Origin of the sequence: Streptomyces sp. NPDC018610, from assembly GCF_044391765.1 — a bacterium.
In the GTDB taxonomy this organism is placed as follows: Bacteria; Actinomycetota; Actinomycetes; order Streptomycetales; family Streptomycetaceae; genus Streptomyces.
In genome coordinates, this window is the sequence record NZ_JBISAL010000012.1 from 24,376 (window position 1) to 40,585 (window position 16,210).

Annotated in this window: 16 protein-coding genes and 1 riboswitch; of the genes, 11 read left to right on the plus strand and 5 right to left on the minus strand. The window is 72.3% G+C overall.

Annotation, left to right across the window (positions count from 1 at the left end; genetic code table 11):
- Positions 1-365: 365 nt before the first annotated feature.
- The 9 genes from ACH5A8_RS28285 (at position 366) to ACH5A8_RS28325 (ending at position 8,955) form a co-directional block, all read left to right on the plus strand.
- The gene (locus ACH5A8_RS28285) at positions 366-1,553 is read left to right on the plus strand and encodes an Ig-like domain-containing protein (protein ID WP_399006629.1); all 1,188 of its coding nucleotides are present in this window, start codon (positions 366-368) and stop codon (positions 1,551-1,553) included.
- Positions 1,554-1,731: 178 nt separating this feature from the next.
- On the plus strand, positions 1,732-2,991 hold the full coding sequence (locus ACH5A8_RS28290) for an Ig-like domain-containing protein (protein WP_399006631.1): 1,260 nt from the start codon (positions 1,732-1,734) through the stop codon (positions 2,989-2,991).
- 141 nt (positions 2,992-3,132) lie between these two features.
- Entirely contained in the window at positions 3,133-3,900 is a 768-nt protein-coding gene (locus tag ACH5A8_RS28295; RefSeq protein WP_399006633.1) for an enoyl-CoA hydratase/isomerase family protein, read from the plus strand.
- 338 nt (positions 3,901-4,238) lie between these two features.
- A complete protein-coding gene (locus ACH5A8_RS28300) occupies positions 4,239-4,742 on the plus strand; it encodes an ATP-binding protein (protein ID WP_399006635.1) in 504 nt (167 codons plus the stop codon).
- Between the two features lie 200 nt (positions 4,743-4,942).
- On the plus strand, positions 4,943-5,752 hold the full coding sequence (locus ACH5A8_RS28305) for a polysaccharide deacetylase family protein (protein WP_399006637.1): 810 nt from the start codon (positions 4,943-4,945) through the stop codon (positions 5,750-5,752).
- Entirely contained in the window at positions 5,752-6,957 is a 1,206-nt protein-coding gene (locus ACH5A8_RS28310) for a beta-propeller fold lactonase family protein (RefSeq protein ID WP_399006639.1), read from the plus strand. The genes ACH5A8_RS28305 and ACH5A8_RS28310 overlap by 1 nt, the downstream gene beginning before the upstream one ends.
- A 153-nt stretch (positions 6,958-7,110) precedes the next feature.
- On the plus strand, positions 7,111-7,728 hold the full coding sequence (locus ACH5A8_RS28315; RefSeq protein ID WP_399006641.1) for an ADP-ribosyltransferase: 618 nt from the start codon (positions 7,111-7,113) through the stop codon (positions 7,726-7,728).
- A gap of 126 nt (positions 7,729-7,854) precedes the next feature.
- Positions 7,855-8,067: an EF-hand domain-containing protein gene (locus ACH5A8_RS28320; RefSeq protein WP_399006643.1), complete on the plus strand. Its 213-nt coding sequence runs from the start codon at positions 7,855-7,857 to the stop codon at positions 8,065-8,067.
- A 144-nt stretch (positions 8,068-8,211) separates the two neighbouring features.
- On the plus strand, positions 8,212-8,955 hold the full coding sequence (locus ACH5A8_RS28325) for an NADPH-dependent F420 reductase (protein ID WP_399006645.1): 744 nt from the start codon (positions 8,212-8,214) through the stop codon (positions 8,953-8,955).
- A 7-nt stretch (positions 8,956-8,962) separates the two neighbouring features.
- Here the strand turns inward: ACH5A8_RS28325 and ACH5A8_RS28330 are convergent, their stop codons facing one another.
- The 5 genes from ACH5A8_RS28330 to gcvT form a co-directional block, all read right to left on the minus strand.
- Complete coding sequence (locus tag ACH5A8_RS28330; protein ID WP_399006647.1) at positions 8,963-9,517, minus strand: GH25 family lysozyme; 555 nt, start codon at positions 9,515-9,517, stop codon at positions 8,963-8,965.
- 190 nt (positions 9,518-9,707) lie between these two features.
- Positions 9,708-11,075: an L-serine ammonia-lyase gene (locus tag ACH5A8_RS28335; protein ID WP_399006649.1), complete on the minus strand. Its 1,368-nt coding sequence runs from the start codon at positions 11,073-11,075 to the stop codon at positions 9,708-9,710.
- Between the two features lie 135 nt (positions 11,076-11,210).
- The gene (glyA, locus tag ACH5A8_RS28340) at positions 11,211-12,473 is read right to left on the minus strand and encodes a serine hydroxymethyltransferase (protein WP_399006651.1); all 1,263 of its coding nucleotides are present in this window, start codon (positions 12,471-12,473) and stop codon (positions 11,211-11,213) included.
- An 18-nt stretch (positions 12,474-12,491) separates the two neighbouring features.
- Positions 12,492-12,869 carry a glycine cleavage system protein GcvH gene (gene gcvH / locus ACH5A8_RS28345; protein WP_399006653.1) on the minus strand — a complete coding sequence of 126 codons (378 nt, stop codon included), beginning with the start codon at positions 12,867-12,869 and terminating at the stop codon, positions 12,492-12,494.
- A 109-nt stretch (positions 12,870-12,978) separates the two neighbouring features.
- Positions 12,979-14,106 (minus strand): glycine cleavage system aminomethyltransferase GcvT, encoded by a 1,128-nt coding sequence (gene gcvT, locus ACH5A8_RS28350; RefSeq protein ID WP_399006655.1) that lies wholly within the window; start codon positions 14,104-14,106, stop codon positions 12,979-12,981.
- A 195-nt stretch (positions 14,107-14,301) separates the two neighbouring features.
- Positions 14,302-14,402: riboswitch (glycine riboswitch) on the minus strand.
- 167 nt (positions 14,403-14,569) lie between these two features.
- On the opposite strand from gcvT, the gene ACH5A8_RS28355 reads away from it, so the two are divergent.
- Both ACH5A8_RS28355 and ACH5A8_RS28360 read left to right on the plus strand, forming a co-directional pair.
- On the plus strand, positions 14,570-15,271 hold the full coding sequence (locus ACH5A8_RS28355; protein WP_399006657.1) for an AAA family ATPase: 702 nt from the start codon (positions 14,570-14,572) through the stop codon (positions 15,269-15,271).
- 41 nt (positions 15,272-15,312) lie between these two features.
- Positions 15,313-16,116, plus strand: a complete 804-nt coding sequence (locus ACH5A8_RS28360; protein WP_399006659.1) for an enhanced serine sensitivity protein SseB — start codon at positions 15,313-15,315, stop codon at positions 16,114-16,116.
- Positions 16,117-16,210 lie beyond the last annotated feature (94 nt).

A 16,210-nucleotide genomic window follows, 5' to 3' on the forward strand; every position in this document is an offset into this window, starting at 1 on the left:
TCCGATGCCCGCCGCCGGTCCCTTCCCGGCCGGCTGCGGCTCCGCCGGCGGCTGTCCTGTCGGCTGTCCGTCCGCGGTGGCGTTCTCCTCGTCGGTCGTGTGCCCGTCCGCGGTGGCGCGCCCGCCCGCCACCGCCTCCTGCTCGGCTGCGCTGGACACCTGGTCGGCCCCTTTTTTCGGCTGTTGCGGCTCGTTCGCCCCCGGCCCGCTCCTGCGGCTTCCTCCCGGGCGCGGCTCCCCGGCGCTCGGTCCTCCCCACTGTTCTGCCCAGAGGTCGGGTCGCACTCACGTTTCCCGGGAGCGGGCCGGTCGTTGGGCAGCCCGTGAGGCACGTACAACGGCGCGCACGGCGCGCGAGGGCCGTGATGGCCGCCGTACTGACATGGGCAGGACTACTGGCCGGGGCCGCCGGCTGCACCACGGGCGGCCCGGACGCCCTCGGCCACGTCTTCGGCAAACCGCCGGCGCCCGAGGACGTGGTCCGCGTCGTCCCGGAGGACGGCAGCAAGGACGTGCGCCCGGGCACGAAGCTGCGGGTGCGGGTCGCGGACGGCCGCCTGGAGACCGTCAGGGTCGTCAAGTCCCAGGACGCGCAGGACACCGCGGTGACCGGGCGCCTGTCCCGCGACGGCCGGACCTGGCAGCCCGACGACGACCGGCTCGCCCTCGCCGCCAAGTACACCGTCGACGCGGTCGCCGTCGACGGCGGCGGACACCGCGCCGCCCGCCACACCACCTTCACCACGTACGTCCCCGACGAGCGCTTCATCGGATACGTCACCCCGGAGAACCGCTCCGTCGTCGGCACCGGGATGATCGTCTCCCTGTCCTTCAGCCGGCGGATCACCGACCGGGCGGCCGTGGAGCGCGCCGTCAGCGTGACCGCCGAGCCGCCCGTGGAGATCCGCCCGCACTGGTTCGGCAAGGACCGCCTCGACTTCCGGCCCCGGCAGTACTGGAAGCCCGGCACCAAGGTCACCGTCGATCTGCGCCTCAGGGACGTCCAGGGCTCGCCCGGCGTCTACGGGCTGCAGCACAAGACCTTCTCCTTCACCGTGGGGCGCAGCCAGGTCTCCCTGGTCGACGCCGCCGCGCACACCATGGAGGTGCGGCGCGGCGGCGAACTGCTGGCCACCGTGCCGATCACGGCCGGCGCGCCCAGTACCACCACATACAACGGGAAGATGGTGGTGATGGAGATGCTCGAGGTGACCCGCATGAACAGCCGCACGGTCGGCTTCGGCGGCGAGTACGACATCCCCGACGTCCCGCACGCCATGCGGCTCACCGACTCCGGGACCTTCCTGCACGGCAACTACTGGTCGGTTCCCGACCCGTTCGGTCGCACCAACGTCAGTCACGGCTGCGTGGGCCTGAAGGACGTCAAGGGCGGCAGTTCCGGCACCCCGGCGGGCTGGTTCTTCGACCGCAGCCTCGTCGGCGACGTGGTGGAGGTCGTCCACAGCGACGACCGGACGGTCTCGCCCAGCAACGGACTGGGCGGATGGAACGTGAGCTGGGCGGACTGGACGGCGGGCAGCGCGCTCGAGTGACGTGGCGAAGGCCGGTGTCCGGGGCGCGGACAAGCGGTTTCCGGCGGTCGCCGAAGTTGGGACGGAACAGTGACATTTGCCTGACAACTTGCCCCTGACCTTGTGGTTACTATGCGCGAGTGTGCGCGCCAGACGCGCTGGGGCATGGGTCTGACCGGCCCGGGGAGGGGAGACGGACTTGAACGTGCGGCCGATATCGGGGGCGTCGGTTGACGCGCGGGGGCGCGGGGGACGACCGGGGCGCCGGGGGACCAGGGCGATGCTCGCGCTGGTCTCCGGAGCACTGGTCCTCGCCGTCACCGGGTGCGGCGGCGGGGACTCGGACTCGGGGACGGGCAAGAGCGGGAGCAAGGAGGCGGGCGCGGCCCGCAGCGAGCAGTCGCAGGCGGTCGTCACCATCACGCCCGAGGACGGCGCGAAGTCCGTCGACACCAGCGGCGCGCTGAAGGTCGCCGCCGGCAAGGGCACGCTGACCCAGGTCGTCGTCAAGGACGACAAGGGCGAGGAGATATCCGGGGAGATAACCGGCGGCGGAGCCGCCTGGGCGCCGTCCACCCACCTGGCGGCCTCCACGAAGTACACCGTCCACGCGGTCGCCAAGGACTCCGCCGGCCGTGAGGCCGCCGAGGACTCCAGCTTCACGACCTTGACGCCGCAGAACACCTTCGTCGGCAACTTCACCCCCGAGGACGGCTCGACGGTCGGCGTCGGCATGCCGTTCTCGGTCAACTTCACCCGGGGCATCACGCACCCGGACGCCGTCGAGAAGGCCATCGAGATCAAGACCGAGCCGGCCGTCGACGTCCAGGGTCACTGGTTCGGCAACGACCGCCTCGACTTCCGTCCCGAGCGGTACTGGAAGGCCGGCACCAAGGTCACCGTCAAGCTCGACCTCGACGGCGTCGAGGGCCGCCCCGGCGTCTACGGCAAGCAGTCCAAGACCGTCTCCTTCACCATCGGCCGCAACCAGGTGTCCGTCGTGGACGCCGAGAAGCACACGATGAAGGTCATGCACGACGGCAAGGTCGTCAAGACGATCCCGGTCACCACCGGCAAGCCCGGCTACGACACGTGGAACGGCCGCATGGTCATCAGCGAGAGGCTCAGCGTGACCCGGATGAACGGCGAGACGGTCGGCTACGGCGGCGAGTACGACATCAAGGACGTCCCGCACGCCATGCGCCTGACCACCTCCGGCACCTTCATCCACGGCAACTACTGGGGCGACGGCACCTTCGGCAACGTCAACTCCAGCCACGGCTGCATCGGCGTGCGCGATGTGCGCGGCGGCTACGACAGCGGCGTGCCGGCCGCCTGGTTCTTCAACCACTCGATGATCGGCGACGTGGTGGAGGTCAAGAACTCCCACGACAAGACCGTCGCCCCGGACAACGGGCTCAACGGCTGGAACATGTCCTGGAGCGAGTGGAAGGCGTGACCGACCCAGGGCGCGGGCGTCCGCGCCCGACGTCCGCCCCGGGGCGTGAGCGCCCCCGGAAGTGACCGACTTTCACGGAGCCGGCCCGGTGTGATCGACCGCACCGGGCCGGTCGTCGTTAATGATGGTTAACCTGCTTTCATGACCGTAACTCTGGAAGTCGCCGGGGGCGTCGGCACGCTGCGCCTGGACCGCCCGCCCATGAACGCGCTCGACGTCGCCACGCAGGACCGGCTCAAGGAACTCGCCGAGGAGGCCGGGCGGCGCGAGGACGTGCGCGCCGTGGTGATCTACGGCGGGGAGAAGGTGTTCGCGGCCGGCGCGGACATCAAGGAGATGCAGAACATGGACCACACGGCCATGGTCCTGCGCTCCCGCGCCCTTCAGGAGTCCTTCACCGCCGTCGCGCGCATCCCCAAGCCGGTCGTCGCCGCCGTCACCGGCTACGCGCTGGGCGGCGGCTGCGAACTGGCCCTGTGCGCGGACTTCCGCATCGCCGCCGACAACGCCAAGCTCGGCCAGCCCGAGATCCTGCTCGGCCTGATCCCCGGCGCGGGCGGCACGCAGCGGCTGTCGCGGCTGATCGGCCCGTCCAAGGCCAAGGACCTCATCTTCACCGGGCGCATGGTGAAGGCCGACGAGGCGCTGACACTGGGCCTGGTCGACCGGGTCGTACCGGCCGCCGAGGTGTACGAGCAGGCGCACGCGTGGGCGGCGAAGCTGGCGCAGGGGCCGGCGCTCGCGCTGCGCGCCGCGAAGGAGGCGGTCGACACGGGTCTGGAGACGGACATCGAGACCGGCCTCGCCGTCGAGCGGAACTGGTTCGCGGGGCTGTTCGCCACGGAGGACCGCGAGCGCGGCATGCGCAGCTTCGTGGAGGAGGGCCCGGGCAAGGCGAAGTTCCTCTAGGGCGCCGGGTGAAGGGACGGAGGCCGCACGGTGAGCGCGCGTTCTCCGTCCTCGCGCCCTGAGGCGTCTCCCTCGCCGTCACGTGTGGTTGACGTGCCGTCCGGTGGCGTGTCCCTCGATGGGGCGGTTTAAAGGAGCCTTAAGGCTTCCCGGGGGCCGGCCGCCGGGGGAGCCGGCCCCGCGCCGCCGGCCGTGCCGTTCCCGCAGGTCGGGTCGGCCGTCGTCGTGGTCGAAGTGCCCGTGGCATATGACCGGCGGGTTCCTGGCGGCGGGGCGCCAAGGGGGCGCATTCCGTCGGAACGGCCACACGGGCCGCTTCGTGCCGCCATGATGGGGGCATGGCGGGGCTGGAGGGCATGGAACAGCCGCGGGGACAGGGGCACGCGTCCGCGGCACGCTGGTCGCCCGCGGTCGAGGACGAACGGGCGCTGACCGCGCTGGAGTTGTACGGCAACCCCGCGGAGTCGGAGATTCCGCTGCCGTCCCGTCCCGAGTCCGCTGCCAGCGCCCGCCGACTGGTCCAGGTCGTCGTCCTGCGTCATTGGGGGCTGACCCCGAAGCTGACGGAGGACGCGGTCCTGCTCGTCTCCGAACTCGTGGGCAACGCGGTCCGGCACACCGGCGCCCGTGTGTTCGGCCTCCGGATGCGCCGCCGCCGGGGCTGGATCCGCGTCGAGGTCCGCGACCCCTCCCGGGGCCTGCCGTGCCTGATGCCGGTGCAGGAACTGGACATCAGCGGCCGGGGCCTCTTCCTGGTCGACAAGCTCGCCGACCGCTGGGGCGTCGACCTGCTGCCGCGCGGCAAGACCACCTGGTTCGAGATGCGCGTGATGGACCGCTGACGCCCCGTCGGCCCCTCCGCGCCGGAGACGACGCGGTCTCCGCGCCGCCGCCCCCGCGAGAGCCGCCGACGCCCCGTCGGGAGCCGTCGCGGCAGGGCTCCGGCGCCGTGTCCCGCCGTGCCGAAGGCCCGTACCCGACCGACGCTCACCGGTGCGGCCACACGTGTGAATCGCCCGTTTTCCCGCCATACACCTCTTAAATGGTGCGGGTGACCACCACCGACCGCCGTGGCGTGCTGCGGGCCGGGGCCGGGCTCGTCGCCCAAGGCGCGCTCGCCGCCGGGTGTTCCGGCCCCGGCGCCGCCCCGCACTCCGCCGCGCCCGACGTCCCGCCCGCCGGCCACCCCGCCACCACCGCGCCGGCCCCCGCCGCGCACTCGCCCGCCCCCGCCCCGCGGTCCTTCCCCCACCAGCCCGCGCAGATCACCCACGGCCCCCGCGACAAGCCCCGGGTCGCCCTCACCTTCCACGGCCAGGGCGATCCCGGCCTCGCCCGCACCCTGCTCACCACCGCCGAGAAACGCGGCGCCCGCCTCACCGTGCTCGCCGTCGGCACCTGGCTCGACGAGCATCCGCGGATGGCCCGCCGGATCCTGGACGGCGGTCACGACCTCGGCAACCACACCCAGCGCCACCTGGCCGTCAACGACATGTCCGAGACCGACGCCCGCGCGGAGATCACCGGCTGCGCGGACCGCCTGGAACGCCTCACCGGATCGATCGGCGCCTGGTTCCGCCCCTCGCGCGCCCCGGCCGCCTCCCCGCTGGTCCAGCGGCTGGCCCGGGACGCCGGATACCCGCACGTCCTGTCCTACGACGTCGACTCCCTCGACTACACCCGGCCCGGCGCCCCGGCCGTCACCCGCAAGGTCCTGGCGGAGGTCCGGGGCGGATCCGTGGTCAGCCTGCACTTCGGATACCCCGACACGGTCGCCGCCCTCCCCGACGTACTCGCCGAACTCGACCGCCGCGGCCTGCACGCGGTCACCACCACGGAGCTGCTGAGCTGATGCACCCCACACCGTCCTCCCGCGCCCTCAGAGTCCTGATCGCCGGCGCCGCCTGTGCCGTGCTGGCCGCGCTGCCCGCGTGCAGCGGCACGGGCTCGACCCACCACAACGACGAGGCCCTCGGCAGCGAGGCCCCCGCCCGGCCCCAGCCGCCGAAGCGGCAGCAGGGCGCCAGCGTACTGCCGGGCATGCCACCCGTCCTCGACCCCCAGGACGCCTACGCCGCCGACCGCCCGGGACGGCTCTCCCCGGTGGTGAAGGACTTCCCCTCCCGGGTCTACGTCCCCAACACCAACTCCAATACCGTCACGGTCATCGACCCGAAGACGTACAAGGTCGTCGAGACCGTCCCGGTCGGCCGCCAGCCCCAGCACGTCGTGCCGTCCTGGGACCTGAGGACGCTGTGGGTCAACAACGACCTCGGCAACTCCCTGACCCCCATCGACCCGAGGACCGGCAAGGCGGGCAAGCCCGTCGACGTGCACGACCCCTACAACCTGTACTTCACCCCCGACGGCAAGTACGCCGTCGTCATGGCGTCCAAGGACCGGCAGCTCGTCTTCCGCGACGCGCACACCATGAAGACGGTGAAGGCCGTCCCGGTCACCTGCGGCGGCGTCAACCACGCCGACTTCTCCATGGACGGCCGCTACTTCATCGTCTCCTGCGAGTTCAGCGGCGAACTGCTCAAGGTCGACACCGCGAGGATGGAGGTCGTCGGCCGGCAGAAGCTGGACGTCCACGGCGCGATGCCGCAGGACGTGAAGATGTCGCCCGACGGCAAGAGGTTCTACATCGCCGACATGGTCGCCGACGGGCTGTGGATCCTGGACGGCGACACCTTCGCCAAGCCGGCGTTCCTGCACACCGGCAAGGGAGCCCACGGCCTCTACGTCAGCCGCGACTCCCGGCAGATGTACGTCTCCAACCGGGGCGAGGGCACCATCTCCGTCTTCGACTTCACCAAGGGGAAGCTCACCGCGAAGTGGCGCCTGCCGCAGGGCGGCAGCCCCGACATGGGCGGCGTCTCCGCCGACGGCACCGTGCTGTGGCTGTCCGGGCGCTACAACGCGGAGGTGTACGCCATCGACACCCGCACCGGGAAGCAGATCGCCCGCATCAAGGTCGGCAGCGGCCCGCACGGCCTCGCCGTCTACCCGCAGCCCGGCCGCTACTCGCTCGGCCACACCGGCATCTTCCGCTGACGGGACCGCCGACGCCGCCGCGCGGACGGGGCCGTCCGTGCCGCCCACGCCGACGCGGCGGCACGGACGGCCCCGGCAACGCGGAAGCCGGACACGCCTCCGATCAGGTGACGGTCCACGCCCCGCCGCCACGGAACCGGGATCGTGCTGCGCATGATCACCACTCGTCCGCGGCGGCGGGCAGCCGCCGCCGTCCTGTCCCTGGCGGCCGTCCTCGCGACCACGGCCGCCACCGCCCCCACGACCACCGCCGCCACCGGCCGGACGGGCGCGGCGCGGGCCGCCGCGCGCGCCTGCCCCCAGTTCGACGACAAGGTCAAGGCCGCGGCCGACCGGCGCGTCGACGTCGGCCGCATCACGCCCGCCCCGGCCTGGCGCACCACCTGCGGCACCCTGTGGCGCAACGACAACCGCGCCCCGGCGGCCATCTTCCAGGAGGGCTTCCTCCCCCGCGACGTGCAGGGGGGCCAGTACGACATCGAGAAGTACGTCCTGGTCAACCAGCCCTCGCCGTACGTCTCGACGACGTACGACCACGACCTCTACAAGACCTGGAAGTCGGCGTACAACTACTACATCGACGCCCCCGGCGGCGTCGACGTCAACAAGACCATCGGCAACACCCACAAGTGGGCGGACCAGGTGGAGGTCGCCTTCCCCGGCGGCATCGCCCGGCGGTACGTCGTGGGCGCCTGTCCGGTCGACAAGGCCACGAGGACCGAGGTCCTCAGCGGGTGCGAGAGCAACCCGTACTACGAGCCCTGGCACTGAGCCGCCGCCCCCGCGACCGCCGCCGAACCGTACCGCCCGCACGGCCCGCCGCGCCGTGCCGTTAATCTGACCTGCGTCAGTACGACACGCAAGCCAGATCAATCGCGACACAAAAGGGGCGGACCGGTGGCGGACATCGAGGAAGCACGCAAGCAGTTCCAGCGGATCGACGCGGACGGTGACGGGTTCATCACCGCGGCCGAGTTCAAGTCGGCCCTGGCCCAGGGCGGCGACTGGAACGTCACCGACACCGTGGCGGAGGCCATCATCAAGCAGCGTGACCTCAACGGGGACAAGGTCCTCTCCTTCGACGAGTTCTGGACCTACCTGAACAAGTGACGCGGACGACGAGGGGCGCCCGGCGAGCGGTCGCCGGGCGCCCCTCGTCGTGCGGTGCGCGGTCCTGTCCCGCGACGGGCGGCCCGTCGCGCGAGCGCCGTCGCCGGCCCCGCCGTCACCCGTCCGGCGCGCGCCCGGAATAGCGTGCCCGGTGCTCGGGTTGGGGGTGTTTCGCACGTCCGTACAGGATGCGGGCACCGACCTCCCGAAAGAGCGAGGCGAGCACAGATGAAGATCGGCATCATCGGCGCGGGCAACATCGGCGGCAACCTCACCCGACGGCTCACCGCCCTCGGACACGACGTCTCGGTCGCGAACTCCCGCGGTCCCGAGACGCTGACCGCACTGGCGAAGGAGACCGGCGCCACGCCGGTCCGCGTCGAGGAGGCGGCCCGCGGCGCACAGGTCGTCGTGGTCACCGTCCCCCTCAAGGCGGTCCCGGACCTGCCGTCCGGGCTGCTGGACGGCGCCGCCGACGACGCGGCGGTCATCGACACCGGCAACTACTACCCGCAGCGGGACGGACGGATCGCGGCCGTCGAGGACGACGGCCTCACCGAGAGCCGCTGGACCGAGCGGCACCTCGGCCACCCGGTGATCAAGGCGTTCAACGGCACCTACGCCCAGGACATCCTGGACCGCCACCGCCCGGCCGGCGACCCCGGCCGCATGGCGCTCCCGGTGGCCGGCGACGACCCGGCGGCCAAGGCGAGGGTCCGGGCGCTGATCGAGGAGCTGGGCTTCGACACGGTCGACTCCGGCGGCATCGACGACTCCTGGCGACAGCAGCCCGGCACTCCGGTCTACGGCCTCCAGGCGGGCGTCGACGAGGTCACCAAGGCCCTGGCGGAGGCGTCGCCCGAGCGCCCGGCGGACTTCCGCGGGTAGGCCCCCGTCACTTCTTCGCCCACTCCCGCAGCGCGGTCGCACTGGAGAAGTTCGCCACGTTCGTGTCGTGCGGCTCGTCGGTGTACTGGTGGAAGAGCCACTTGGCCTTGATGCGGGGGTGGCCGGCGCCGACGTAGTCGGCGATCCACAGGCCGTCGCCCGCGTACGAGGTGGTGTCCACGGTCAGCCAGAAGTGCCGGTTGGTGTAGAGGACCACCCGGTTGTGCGGGCGCAGCTGCTTCACCTTGCGGATGAACCGGTCCTTCTCGGCGTTGGAGGCGTGGGTGCCCTCGGCCGTGTTCTCCCAGTCGACGGCGAGGACGTCGCCCCTCTTCTCCGGGGCGTGCGCGAGGAAGTACTCGGCCTGGGCGGTGATGTTGCCCGGCCACAGGAAGTGGTAGAAACCGACGACCAGGCCGGCGTCCCGCCCGTGCTTGGTCTGGGCGCTGAGCCTGGAGTTGACGTACGAGCGGCCCTCCGTCGCCTTGATGAAGACGAAGGAGAGGCCGTTCGTGCCGTAGGTGGCGGACTGGTACGCGCTCACGTCGATGCCGTGCAGCATGCAAACTCCCTGAAGTGCCGTGGGGGGGGAGGAGTCGTCCCTTGATTCCTGCCCCACCCCGGTACGGACGATCCCTTCAGGGCGTTCGAACATCCGCTCAGTCCGGCCGCGGCACAGGAGCGCGCCGCCCGGCCCGCCGGGCGGCCACCGGGCCGCCGTCGGCCCGGCGTTCAGCGGCGCGAGCGGCGCCTCAGCACTCGATGATGTTGACCGCCAGCCCGCCCCGGGCCGTCTCCTTGTACTTCACCGACATGTCCGCGCCGGTGTCCTTCATCGTCTTGATGACCTTGTCGAGGGAGACCTTGTGGGAGCCGTCGCCGCGCAGCGCCATGCGGGCGGCGGTGACGGCCTTGACCGCGGCCATGCCGTTGCGCTCGATGCACGGGATCTGGACGAGACCGCCCACCGGGTCGCAGGTGAGGCCGAGGTTGTGCTCCATGCCGATCTCGGCGGCGTTCTCCACCTGCTCGGGCGTGCCGCCCATCACCTCGGCCAGCGCGCCCGCCGCCATCGAGCAGGCCGAGCCGACCTCGCCCTGGCAGCCGACCTCGGCGCCGGAGATGGAGGCGTTCTCCTTGAAGAGCATGCCGATCGCGCCGGCCGCGAGCAGGAAGCGGACCACGCCGTCCTCGTCCGCGCCGGGGATGAAGTCGATGTAGTAGTGCAGGACGGCGGGGATGATGCCGGCCGCGCCGTTGGTGGGGGCGGTGACCACCCGGCCGCCGGCCGCGTTCTCCTCGTTCACCGCCATCGCGTAGAGGGTGATCCACTCCATCGAGCGGGCCGCGGCGTCGCCCTCGGCGCGCAGCTGGCGCGCGGTCATCGCGGCCCGGCGGCGCACCTTGAGGCCGCCCGGCAGGATGCCCTCGCGGCTCATGCCGCGCCCCACGCACGCCCGCATCACCCGCCAGATCTCCAGCAGGCCGGTGCGGATCTCCTCCTCGGTGCGCCAGGCCCGCTCGTTCTCCAGCATCAGCGAGGAGATCGACAGGCCGGTCTCCTTGGTCAGGCGCAGCAGCTCGTCACCGGTGCGGAAGGGGTACTTCAGGACCGTGTCGTCGAGCTTGATGCGGTCGGCGCCAACGGCGTCCTCGTCCACGACGAAGCCGCCGCCCACCGAGTAGTACGTCTTGGTCAGCAGCTCGGCGCCCGAGGCGTCGTACGCCCACAGGGTCATGCCGTTGGCGTGGTAGGGGAGCGCCTTGCGGCGGTGCAGGACCATGTCGTCGTCGAAGGAGAAGGCGATCTCGTGCTCGCCGAGGACGTTCAGCCGGCCCTCGGCCTTGATCCTCTCCACGCGCGCGTCGGCCGTCTCCACGTCCACCGTGCGCGGCGAGTCGCCCTCCAGGCCGAGCAGCACCGCCTTCGGGGTGCCGTGGCCGTGGCCGGTCGCGCCGAGGGAGCCGTACAGCTCCGCGCGCAGCGAGGCGGTCGCCTCCAGCAGGCCCTCGCCGCGCAGTCGGCGGGCGAACATACGGGCCGCGCGCATCGGGCCGACCGTGTGGGAGCTGGACGGGCCGATGCCGATCGAGAACAGGTCGAAGACCGAGATGGCCACGGGGGACTCCTCAATACGGGGTGATGCCGGGATGCCGGGGTGGTGGCGGGGCGGCGCACCGCGCACGGCCGGGGTTCTCGGCCGTGCGCGGTGTCTGTGCGCGGATCTTCTACTGGGGTGTGACCCGGGGGCTTCCTACTGGGTCAGGCCCGGGTACAGCGGGTGCTTGTCGGCCAGGGCCGTCACCCGGGTCCGCAGCGCCTCGGCGTCGTAGGACGGCTTCAGCGCCTCGGCGATCACGTCCGCGACCTCGGCGAAGTCCTCGGCGGTGAAGCCGCGGGTGGCCAGGGCCGGGGTGCCGATCCGCAGACCGGAGGTCACCATCGGCGGCCGCGGGTCGTTCGGGACCGCGTTGCGGTTGACGGTGATCCCGACCTCGTGGAGGCGGTCCTCGGCCTGCCGGCCGTCCAGCTCCGAGTTCCGCAGGTCCACCAGGACGAGGTGCACGTCCGTGCCGCCGGTCAGCACGTCCACGCCGGCCGCCCGGGCGTCGTCCCGCACCAGGCGCTCGGCCAGGATGCGGGCGCCCTCCAGGGTACGCCGCTGGCGCTCCTGGAAGTCGTCCGAGGCGGCGACCTTGAAGGCCACCGCCTTGGCGGCGATCACGTGCTCCAGCGGGCCACCCTGCTGACCGGGGAAGACCGCGGAGTTGATCTTCTTGGCGAGTTCGGCCGTGGACAGGATCACACCGCCGCGCGGGCCGCCCAGCGTCTTGTGCGTGGTGGTGGTGACCACGTGGGCGTGCGGCACCGGGTTGGGGTGCAGGCCCGCCGCGACCAGCCCGGCGAAGTGGGCCATGTCGACCATCAGGTACGCGCCGACCTCGTCCGCGATCCGGCGGAACTCGGCGAAGTCCAGCTGCCGGGGGTAGGCCGACCAGCCGGCCACGATCAGCTTCGGCTTCGACTCCTTGGCCAGCTTCTCCACCTCGGCCATGTCGACCAGGCCGTCCTCGCCCACGTGATAGGCGACGACGTCGTAGAGCTTGCCGGAGAAGTTGATCTTCATGCCGTGGGTCAGGTGCCCGCCGTGCGCGAGGTTCAGGCCCATGATCGTGTCACCGGGCTTGAGCAGCGCGAACATCGCGGCGGCGTTCGCCTGCGCGCCGGAGTGCGGCTGCACGTTGGCGTGCTCGGCGCCGAACAGCTCCTTGACCCGGTCGATCGCGATCTGCTCGACCACGTCGACGTGCTCGCAGCCGCCGTAGTAGCGGCGGCCCGGGTAGCCCTCGGCGTACTTGTTGGTGAGGACCGAGCCCTGCGCCTCCATGACCGCGACCGGAGCGAAGTTCTCCGAGGCGATCATCTCCAGCGTGGACTGCTGGCGGCGCAGCTCGTCGTCGACCGCGGCGGCCACGTCCGGGTCGAGCTCGTGCAGAGGTGTGTTGAGAACAGTCATCGGCTCGCGTTCCGTTCCTCAGCCGGCGTTCTGGGCGGAGTACTCGTCGGCGCTCATCAGGCCGTCCGGCTCCCCGTCGAGGCGGACCTTGAACAGCCAGCCGCCCTCGAAGGGCGCGGAGTTCACCAGCGACGGGTCGTCCACCACGTCCTGGTTGATCTCCGTGACCTCACCGTTGACCGGGGAGTACAGGTCGGACACCGACTTGGTCGACTCCAGCTCACCGCAGGTCTCGCCCGCGGCCACCGTGGAACCGACCTCCGGGAGCTGGGCGAAGACGACGTCGCCGAGCGCGTTGGCCGCGAACTCGGTGATGCCGACCGTCGCGACGCCGTCCTCGGCGGGCGACAGCCACTCGTGTTCCTTGCTGTAGCGCAGCTGCTGGGGGTTGCTCATGGCCTGAATTCTCCTGTACGCGGGAGGGTGCTGGTGAATGGGGGACTGCGGAAGGCATGCGTGAACAGGGGCGATGTGCCCCACATCACCGCGGTCGGTTACGACGGTGTCACTTCTGCCGCTTGTAGAAGGGCAGTGCCACGACCTCGTACGGCTCGTGGCTGCCCCGGATGTCCACGCCGACACCCTCGGCGCCGGGGGCGGCGTGCGCGGCGTCGACGTACGCCATGGCGATCGGCTTGCCCAGGGTGGGGGAGGGGGCGCCGGAGGTGACCTCGCCGATCACCGTGCCGCCGGCCACCACCGGGTAACCCGCGCGCGGGACGCGGCGGCCCTCGGCGACGAGACCGACCAGGACCCGCGGCGGGTTCTGCGCCGCGCGCTCGGCGGCCCGCTCCAGGGCCTCGCGGCCGACGAAGTCGCCCTCCTTGTCGAACTTGACCACCCGGCCGAGCCCCGCGTCGAACGGGGTCAGCGACGTCGTCAGCTCGTGCCCGTACAGCGGCATGCCCGCCTCCAGGCGCAGCGTGTCGCGGCAGGACAGCCCGCACGGGATCAGCCCGGCCTCCGCGCCGGCGTCGGTCAGCGCCTGCCACAGCTTCTCGGCGTCGGCCGGGGCGACGAACAGCTCGAAGCCGTCCTCGCCGGTGTAACCGGTGCGCGCGATCAGCGCGGAGACGCCGGCCACCGTGCCGGGCAGGCCCGCGTAGTACTTCAGGCCGGCCAGGTCGGCGTCGGTGAGGGACTGGAGGATCGCCGGGGAGGCGGGGCCCTGCACGGCGATGAGGGCGTACGCGTCGCGGTCGTCGCGGACCTCGGCGTCGAAGCCGGCCGCACGCTCGGTCAGCGCGTCCAGCACCACCTGGGCGTTGGAGGCGTTGGCGACGACCATGTACTCCGTCTCGGCCAGGCGGTAGACGATCAGGTCGTCCAGGATGCCGCCGTCCTCGCGGCAGATCATCGTGTAGCGGGCGCGGCCCACGCCGACGGAGGCGATGTCGCCGACCAGGGCGAAGTTCAGCAGCGCGGCGGCCTGGGGACCGATGACCGCGATCTCGCCCATGTGGGAGAGGTCGAACAGCCCGGCCCGGGTGCGCACGGCCAGGTGCTCGTCGCGCTCGGAGCCGTAGCGCAGCGGCATGTCCCAGCCGGCGAAGTCGGTCATCGTCGCCCCGAGCGAGCGGTGCAGCGCGTCGAGCGCGGTGTGGCGCGGCGGATGGGAGGCGGAACTGCTCATCGGTCGTTCTCCAAGGCGATGGGGACCCCCACGCGCGAACGGAGCCGGGCGTCGGGGAGGGCGAGGACGGAACTCGTGTCCTCCCCATCTGTCATCGGAACCTGAGAGGTTCGCCATGACCGGCGTCGCACGGACGGGTCACGGCTTGCACCTTGGGTGGGGCCGCTGCGGCAGCGGCCCGCTTTTCAGATGTGCCTCGCCCGCGCGGTAACGGGGCCTGAGAGATTCAAGGGAGGGACTTGCTCCTTCGGCGCCCCGGGCAGACGTGCTGCCGGGAACTCTCCCGCGCGGATTCAAACGGCCGGTATGCAGTTGGCGCGCCCATCATTGCACGGCCCGCCGCCTCCTGGGAGAGCCGCATCTGTAACCGGCCTGTGGCAGAACGCGAACGGAAACACCGGGCGCCGCGCATTACGTTCTCTTTGCACAGGGTAGGTGAACCGCCACCGCCCAGGGGAGGACGATGACGGTGAACAGGACCGTGCGGCCCGTGCCGGCGTACGCGACGACCCACGCCCCCGCGCTGCCCGCCCAGCGGGCGGCCCGGGCCGGCGCGCACGACGGGCCGGGCGCCGCCCCCGTCGTCCGTGACCTGCGCGAGCGGGCCGGTCGCGGCCCGCGGACGCTGCTCTTCGGCCCGCGCGACCTGGTCGTGGTCACCGGCCTGCCCGGCAGCGGCAAGTCCACCCTGATGGAGCGCGCGGCGCACGGCGCCCGGATCGACTCCCAGGACGTCCGCGACCGCTTCGCCGCCCGGCTGCCGCGCCGCCTCCCCTACGCCCTGTACCGCCCCCTGGTCCGCCTCGCCCACTACGCCGCCCTGCGCCGCGCCCTGCGCTCGGGCGAGCCCGTCGTCGTGCACGACTGCGGCACGCAGACCTGGGTCCGCTCCTGGCTGGCCCGCGCCGCCCGCCGCCGCGGCGGCGCCCTGCACCTGATCCTGCTCGACGTCACCCCCGCCGCCGCCCTCCAGGGCCAGCGCCGGCGGGGCCGGGGCGTCTCCCGCTACGCCTTCGCACGCCACCGCCGCTCGGCCGCCCGCCTGCTGCGCGCCGTGGAGGGCGGCGAGCTGCCCCGCGGCTGCGGCTCGGCGGTCCTGCTGGACCGCGCGGCGGCCGGCGGGCTGCGCCGGATCGCCTTCGGCGGCGCGGGCGGCACCCGCTAGCCTTTCGGTCACAGCAGTGGTTCCCAGCAGGCGGTAGGCAGATGGACTTCCCGGCGGACTTCTCCGCGGACTTTCCGGGGGACTTCCCCGCACAGGCACACCCCCAGCCGCACGGCGGCTGGCCCGGCAACGAGCTGGAGGAAGTGCTCTCCTCCTCCGTCGGCGTCCCCACGGCCGGCGGCCGGATCGTCGAGGTGCTGGCCCGCAGCTTCCTGTGGGTGCCGCTGCCCAGCGGCGGCGGCCCGCACAGCGGCCCCCTCGACCTGCCCGCCCTGGAGATCGAGGGTCAGGCCTACGTCCCCGTCTTCAGCTCGGAGGAACAGCTGCGCCGGGTCGCCGGCTCCCACATGGCGTACACCATCGCGCCCGCCGTCGAGTTCGCGCGCGGACTGCCCCCGCAGATCGGCATCGCGCTCAACCCGGACGGCGTCGTCGGCATCCCGCTGCCCCCGCAGGCCGTGGCCGAACTGTGCCGGGCGGGACGCACCGAGCTGGACGGACCGGCGAGCGGTGGCCGGGTCCGCCTCTTCGAGCCCGACTGGCAGGACGACCCGGTGGACTTCCTCGCCGCCGCCTCGGCCGAGTTCGCCGAGGCCGGCGTCGTCCTCAGCGCCCGCCGCTGCCTCGCCGCCGTCGAGACGGCCGACCCCGTCATGTTCGTGGGCGTCGAACTCTCCCAGTGGGAGGGCGACCTGCGCGCCCGCCCGCTGGACGCCCTGGGCCGCGCCCTGGCCAAGGCCCCGGTCAAGTGGCCGGTGAACCTGGTCCTCATGGACGTGGCGAACGACCCGGTCATCGACTGGCTGAAGAACAACGTCCGCCCCTTCTACCAGTACGGCCACTGAGGGGCGCCCCACGCGGGCTGGGGTGACGCACGGACGCGGCTTCGCCGCGGGGCGCGAGGGGCCGGGCGAGCCCCGCGCCCGTGAAACCGCGACG

Excerpts from the sequence above, each read along its gene's own strand:
- ACH5A8_RS28305 (WP_399006637.1), top strand. The coding sequence starts at position 4,943 with ATGGTGCGGGTGACCACCACCGACCGCCGTGGCGTGCTGCGGGCCGGG.
- ACH5A8_RS28295 (WP_399006633.1), top strand. The coding sequence starts at position 3,133 with ATGACCGTAACTCTGGAAGTCGCCGGGGGCGTCGGCACGCTGCGCCTG.
- ACH5A8_RS28330 (WP_399006647.1), bottom strand. The coding sequence starts at position 9,517 with ATGCTGCACGGCATCGACGTGAGCGCGTACCAGTCCGCCACCTACGGC.
- ACH5A8_RS28360 (WP_399006659.1), top strand. The coding sequence starts at position 15,313 with ATGGACTTCCCGGCGGACTTCTCCGCGGACTTTCCGGGGGACTTCCCC.
- glyA (WP_399006651.1), bottom strand. The coding sequence starts at position 12,473 with ATGACTGTTCTCAACACACCTCTGCACGAGCTCGACCCGGACGTGGCC.
- ACH5A8_RS28285 (WP_399006629.1), top strand. The coding sequence starts at position 366 with ATGGCCGCCGTACTGACATGGGCAGGACTACTGGCCGGGGCCGCCGGC.
- ACH5A8_RS28315 (WP_399006641.1), top strand. The coding sequence starts at position 7,111 with ATGATCACCACTCGTCCGCGGCGGCGGGCAGCCGCCGCCGTCCTGTCC.
- ACH5A8_RS28355 (WP_399006657.1), top strand. The coding sequence starts at position 14,570 with ATGACGGTGAACAGGACCGTGCGGCCCGTGCCGGCGTACGCGACGACC.
- ACH5A8_RS28300 (WP_399006635.1), top strand. The coding sequence starts at position 4,239 with ATGGCGGGGCTGGAGGGCATGGAACAGCCGCGGGGACAGGGGCACGCG.
- gcvH (WP_399006653.1), bottom strand. The coding sequence starts at position 12,869 with ATGAGCAACCCCCAGCAGCTGCGCTACAGCAAGGAACACGAGTGGCTG.
- ACH5A8_RS28310 (WP_399006639.1), top strand. The coding sequence starts at position 5,752 with ATGCACCCCACACCGTCCTCCCGCGCCCTCAGAGTCCTGATCGCCGGC.
- gcvT (WP_399006655.1), bottom strand. The coding sequence starts at position 14,106 with ATGAGCAGTTCCGCCTCCCATCCGCCGCGCCACACCGCGCTCGACGCG.